This is a genomic window from Kluyvera sp. CHPC 1.251, assembly GCF_036759945.1.
GTDB classification, from domain to species: domain Bacteria; phylum Pseudomonadota; class Gammaproteobacteria; order Enterobacterales; family Enterobacteriaceae; genus Kluyvera; species Kluyvera sichuanensis.
This window is the reverse complement of record NZ_JAPKIC010000002.1, coordinates 522,664-528,663: the sequence shown is the minus strand read 5'-3', so window position 1 is coordinate 528,663 and position 6,000 is coordinate 522,664. Positions and strand designations below refer to the sequence as shown.

Here is a 6,000-nt window from a genome sequence, read left to right as displayed (position 1 = left end):
CGAAAAACAATATTATCAGCGGCTCGGAAGTGTCTAGATTATCTGTGGCGATTCATTAATGCTGGTCTACTGAATTACAGTGTCTCTGGGCAATCCAGCCATGCAAAAGGCGGTAGTGGCACATCAACTGAAAGCCAGTTTGTTAGCCTTCAGCCCGGGCTGAACATACTAGGATGGGCGTTCCGTAACTACAGTACCTTCAATCATGATGAGGATGGCGGGAAATGGGAGTCTATCTATAGCTATGTTTCTCGGGATATTGGCATTTTAAAAAGCCAGTTGGTGCTGGGGAATACCAATACGTCTTCAAAAGTGTTCGACAGTATGTCTTTTACTGGCGTTCAACTCCGTTCAGATGAAGAGATGCTGCCAGACAGTATGCATGGCTATGCGCCAATCATCCGCGGCATCGCACGCACGACTGCTGAAGTTACCGTTTATCAGAATAAATACAGTATCTATAAAACGACGGTACCGCCAGGCGCATTCGAGATCTCTGACCTTTACCCCACCGGTAGTGCTGGTGACCTCTATGTTGAGGTCAAAGAGTCAGACGGAAGTAAGCAGAACTTTATCGTACCTTATGCCTCTCTTGCGGTTCTGCAACGTGAGGGGCAATTGCAATATGCTTTTAGCGGCGGGAAAACGCGTACTGATAACTCAGGAACCCATGAATTTAACTTTGTCCAATCATCCTTAACCTATGGGTTAACGAGTGATACGAGCGTTTACGGCGGGTTTCAACTTGCCGAGAACTCTTATTCTAATTTACTGCTGGGCGCGGGCTTCAATATGGGCGGCATTGGCGCCGTCTCAGTAGATGTGTCTCAGTCTTCAGCCAATGTTAAACAAGAAACGGGTTCTGAAAAGCTGTCAAATAGCCAGGGCCAATCTTATCGTATGCGCTTTAGTAAAAGTTTCCCGCAGTCGGGAACAAACTTTTCCGTAGCAGGTTATCGGTATTCCACCCACGGATACTATTCATTTCAGGATTATATCGATAACGTATCGGATGTAAGCAGCTCCGACTATACCAAAATGTCCCGAGAGCGCACTCGAAATCGTTTCGATATTTCAGCATCGCAGATTCTTGCTTCCTATGGCTCATTATCATTATCACTTATCAGCGAATCATACTGGGATGACGCCCGTATGGAATCCCTGAGCCTGGGCTACAGCAACAATATTGGTAGAGCATCATACTTTATCAACTATTCATATAATCGAAATGTCTCTAATAATGCCGATATTGGTAGTGGCACAAGCAGTGATAGCGTTATTTCATTTACCATCAGTCTGCCATTGGGCGAGGATATGTCCTCGAACTACAGCGTCAGTGACAGCCGTACAGGGCATGCAAACCATAGTATCGGCATCGATGGCACGGCGCTCGCCGACCGAACGCTGAACTGGAGCGTGCAGGAAGGTTATGACAGTAACAACAAAAGCACTTCAGGAAACCTGAACCTGAGCTATCAGAACTCAAAAACGGAGATGTCTGGTGGGTACGGTTATGATAGCTATAGCAATCGTTATAATTATGCGCTTCGCGGCGGAATGATGCTCCATTCCGGCGGGTTGACGCTGTCACGCCCATTAGGCGAGAGCGTAGCATTAGTCGAAACGCCTGGGGTGAGTGACGCTTCGGTTGTCGGGCAAACGGATATTAAAACGGACTCAAATGGCTATGCTGTGATCCCTTATGTCCGCGCCTATCATGAAAATAGCTTCGCTCTGGATGACAACTCGCTTTCAAACGTTGATGTTGACAATATTAGTAAAACGGTCGTCCCGGTACGAAATTCAGTCGTAAAAATCCACTATGCAACTCATATCGGTTATAAGTCGATGGTGGTGCTGACGTTCAATGGGAAAACCGTGCCGTTTGGTGCAATCGCAACATTGAATAACGGTGATGATGATAAACCGGAAACAAATGGCAGTATCGTCGGTGATGCCGGTAATGTCTATTTATCCGGCATGCCAAATAAAGGTGAATATATTGTGAAGTGGGGCGCTGGCATTAATGAGATGTGCCGCTTTAATTATGATTTCTCTTCGCGGGAACTCTCTGACGATATTATTTTGTATCAGGCTAACTGTCACTAATGTCGTGGGTTTATGTTAATTTTTTATTCAGGTGAGTATATGGTTGTTACTATTAGTCGCTATTTAATCTGGGTGGCCCATGCAATGCGATATTTTTTATTGGGTTGCTTACTATTTTCTGGCCCGACAGTATGGGCCTATGACACGGGCAGTTCAGTTACTTTCAACGTCACTGGGACGATTAAAGAGCCGTCCTGCAACGTAGCCATCACCCCCTCGAGCAGCATTGAGCTAGGCACCGTTGCTTCTCAGCACATGTCCGCACCTGGCGCAACGGGCAGGAATGTCCCTATTGGTCTTGAGCTTTCATCCTGCTCGACAAACTTAACCTCCTTTATACTGACGTTCGATGGCCAACCCTATGACGCAACGTACAACATGATTTATAAAAATCTTCAGGAGGGTGACTCTGCTGCGGATGGTGTTGGGTTACAGATATTTAGCGTCTACGGGGTCGCTTCCTTAGGGCCTGGTGAATGGCAGAAATACGCTTTTACCGATACATCCGGCGAGATGACCTTATATCTTATTGCCAGAATGTATTCTCCCTATGGGATAGTACGCGCAGGCAAAGTGAAATTCAGCGCCACATTTACGATAGTCTATAACTAGAAAATTCAGGGTTCCATGTGGAGACTTGCAGCCTTTTACTGTTAACCATCAGAAAAATAACATTATTCTATTCTCGTTAGTTTGCGATTTTTGCATGAGGGAATGTCATTTCGGGTCTTGACCTCACGATCACTATTGCCCACCACCCGACTACGGGTTTATCGATCCTTTCTGTACGCCGGCTCATTTTGAATGCAAAATAGCAGCGGCGTGAACATTCACGCCTAAGTTTGAAGCCTCTTAGGGCTGGTGATTTGAAAAGTAGAGAGGCTGTTTCTCTCCTGAATTTAAAGGGTTAGATGCATTATGGGCGATATTATTACTAACAATAGCGATAACCGGGTCATCGTCCTCGATACTGAAACCACCGGTATGAACCAAATCGGTGCCCACTATGAAGGCCACAAGATCATTGAGATCGGTGCCGTTGAGGTGATCAACCGTCGTTTAACTGGCAACAACTTCCACGTTTACCTCAAGCCCGACAGGCTGGTGGATCCCGAAGCGTTTGGCGTTCACGGTATCGCTGATGAATTTTTGCTGGATAAACCCACCTTTGCCGACGTCGCTGATGAGTTTATGGACTACATCCGCGGCGCGGAGCTGGTCATCCATAACGCGTCGTTCGATATCGGCTTTATGGATTATGAGTTTAGTAAGCTCAATCGCGATATTCCTAAAACCAACACCTTCTGCAAAGTTACCGATAGCCTGGCGCTGGCGAGGAAAATGTTCCCCGGCAAGCGCAACAGCCTCGATGCGCTCTGCTCACGTTATGAAATAGACAACACCAAGCGTACGCTCCACGGCGCACTGCTCGATGCCCAGATTCTGGCAGACGTCTATCTGACCATGACCGGCGGGCAGACCTCGATTAAATTTGCGATGGAAGGCGAAGCGCAGCAGCAGGCGGGAGATACCGGTATTCAGCGTATTGTACGTGCGGCAAGTAAGCTACGCGTGGTTTATGCGACTGATGAAGAGCTGGCGAATCATGAATCCCGCCTCGACCTGGTGCAGAAAAAAGGTGGAAGCTGCCTCTGGCGGTCGTAAAACGGCTGTTTTTGCTGGGAAAATAAGCGTGTGGGCGATTTTTGCAGCAAACGATTCAAAACAAGAGAAAAAGCGTTGACGGTTTGCTGGGGAGTCCGTAATATTCGCCTCGTTCCCAAGGGAACACAGCGGAGCGGTAGTTCAGTCGGTTAGAATACCTGCCTGTCACGCAGGGGGTCGCGGGTTCGAGTCCCGTCCGTTCCGCCACTTTCAGGAAGCCCGAATCAGCAATGATTCGGGCTTTCGTCGTTTCCAGCCCCTCACATTTATTTCTCCCCCAGCATTTCCACCATACACTCCATAAACACCTGCATAGCAGGGCTAACGGCTTTTCCGGCATGATGCGCGCAAAGGGCACTTATCTTCATCGGTGTTGGGCTAAACGGAAGCTCCTGAAGTTCACCGCTTGCCAGTTCACGCTCGACGGTGAAACGCGGGAGAAACGACACGCCAAGATTCCCCGCTACGCACTGTTTAATGCTCTCAATACTCCACAGCTCAATGGTATTCCCCATGGTGATAGCCCGCTGGCGCAGCGTACTTTCAAATATCTGCCGAAAAATACACTGGGGCTCGTTAATCACGAAGCTCACCGGAATGTGCTGATCCCGACGAGTGAAGTCGTAGCCTTGAAATTCGGGGGATGCCACCAGTACCAGCGGTTGCTCGCCGAAATGGCGTATCGTTAAGGCCTGATCGTTCCCAACCCGATAAAAGACCCCGAGGTCAACCTTATCGTCCAGCAGCGCATCGCGAATGACGTAGCAGTTCAGCGATTGCAGCGACAGTTTCACCTGTGGCGCTAGCTGCTTAAAGCGCTGCAGTACCTGCGGCATTTTATAGGCCAGCAGCGTCTCGCCCGTTGCCACGCGTAGCTCACCCGTCGGCTCGGCGTCCTGATGGGCCGCCATGCGAATAGAGGAGATAACGTTTGTCAGTTCATAAACGTGCGGCAGAATGTTTTTCCCGGCAGTGGTCAGGCACATCCGGCGCCCAATTTTCTCGAATAGCTGCATCGACAGCTCTTGTTCAAGCTGCTGAATATGAAAGGTAACGGTCGACTGGGTACAGCAAAGTTTTTGCGACGCGCGGAGAAATGACCCCTCTTCCACCACGGTTTTCAGCGTAATAAAGCGGCGTAAATCCATCGTGACCTCAATATATCGATATTTTCGAATTCTTAATTAGAAAACATTCATTTTTTTAAATAATTGGCTTCGGGTACTGTCAGGCAAAACTAAGGAGATAACAAGTGACTTCAACCCTGATAAGTGCTTTTTTTACCTATACCCTGATCACCGCGCTGACCCCAGGCCCGAACAATATTCTGGCGCTTAACGCCGTGACTACCCACGGTTTTCGCCAGAGTTCACGAGTGCTGGCTGGAATGGGGGCGGGCTTTTTAGCCATTATGCTGCTGTGCGCGGGGCTGACTTTTTCCCTGGTCAGGCTCGACCCGGCGATGACGCACTGGCTGAGCATTATCGGCGCCGCGTATATCGTCTGGCTTGCCTGGCGTATCGCCATGAGCGCACCGGGTGGGAGTGATGCCAGCCAGCCGCCAGTCAGCTTCTGGGCCGGCTGCGGGCTGCAGTTTGTGAATGTGAAAATTATGCTTTACGGCATTACGGCGTTATCGACTTTTGTGCTGCCCTATACGCGAGAGTGGCACTGGGTGGTTGGTGTCAGCATTCTGCTGGCGCTTATTGGCGTATTAGGCAACGTTTGCTGGGCGCTGGCAGGGCATCTTTTCCAGCGAGTATTTCAACGCTATGGCCGCCAGCTAAATTGGGTACTGGCGGCATTGCTGATTTACTGCGCGGTGCGGATGTTTGTCTGACAAGCGGGCCTGCTCGTAAGACATCACGAACTCTACCGCCGAATTGGCCGTGCCAGGGCGGTTGGTGCATCACTGTCGCCACGATCGAACCAGGCCTGAATCACTCGCGGCGTGGCGGCATTGTTCATCATCAGCAGCGTCACTTGACGCTTTGCCGCGGAAGCTTCCCGGTTGAATGCCAGCGACCGATGCGGCGCTCATAAAAATATTCAGGAATCATATATGATGGATGATACACATCATTAATATGATATTTCCATGGGTGATTCTTATCTATTGATTTATTTTATTTATTAAAAGTATGGAGTTATTGATGAGGTGGGTGTTAAGTGTGTCTATGCACTGACTTCATTAATCAATCTTATAGATTTTATTTCTATTATTTC

At 48.8% G+C, this 6,000-nt stretch carries 5 protein-coding genes and 1 tRNA gene; 5 read left to right on the top strand and 1 reads right to left on the bottom strand.

Annotated elements, in window-relative coordinates:
- The 4 genes from V6940_RS06810 to V6940_RS06795 all read left to right on the top strand — a co-directional run.
- The coding region (locus V6940_RS06810) for a fimbria/pilus outer membrane usher protein (protein ID WP_333495314.1) at window positions 1-2,109 on the top strand (2,109 nt) is incomplete at its 5' end.
- A gap of 39 nt (window positions 2,110-2,148) precedes the next feature.
- A complete protein-coding gene (locus tag V6940_RS06805) occupies window positions 2,149-2,721 on the top strand; it encodes a fimbrial protein (RefSeq protein WP_333495313.1) in 573 nt (190 codons plus the stop codon).
- 306 nt (window positions 2,722-3,027) lie between these two features.
- Complete coding sequence (dnaQ, locus tag V6940_RS06800; protein ID WP_333495312.1) at window positions 3,028-3,774, top strand: DNA polymerase III subunit epsilon; 747 nt, start codon at window positions 3,028-3,030, stop codon at window positions 3,772-3,774.
- A gap of 130 nt (window positions 3,775-3,904) precedes the next feature.
- Window positions 3,905-3,981: transfer RNA gene (locus V6940_RS06795), tRNA-Asp, on the top strand.
- 59 nt (window positions 3,982-4,040) lie between these two features.
- Here V6940_RS06795 and V6940_RS06790 read toward each other — a convergent pair.
- Window positions 4,041-4,922, bottom strand: a complete 882-nt coding sequence (locus V6940_RS06790) for a LysR family transcriptional regulator (RefSeq protein WP_333495311.1) — start codon at window positions 4,920-4,922, stop codon at window positions 4,041-4,043.
- A gap of 104 nt (window positions 4,923-5,026) precedes the next feature.
- Between V6940_RS06790 and eamB the strand changes: the two genes are divergently transcribed.
- Window positions 5,027-5,614 carry a cysteine/O-acetylserine transporter gene (gene eamB, locus V6940_RS06785; protein WP_333495310.1) on the top strand — a complete coding sequence of 196 codons (588 nt, stop codon included), beginning with the start codon at window positions 5,027-5,029 and terminating at the stop codon, window positions 5,612-5,614.
- The last annotated feature ends 386 nt before the right edge of the window (window positions 5,615-6,000 follow it).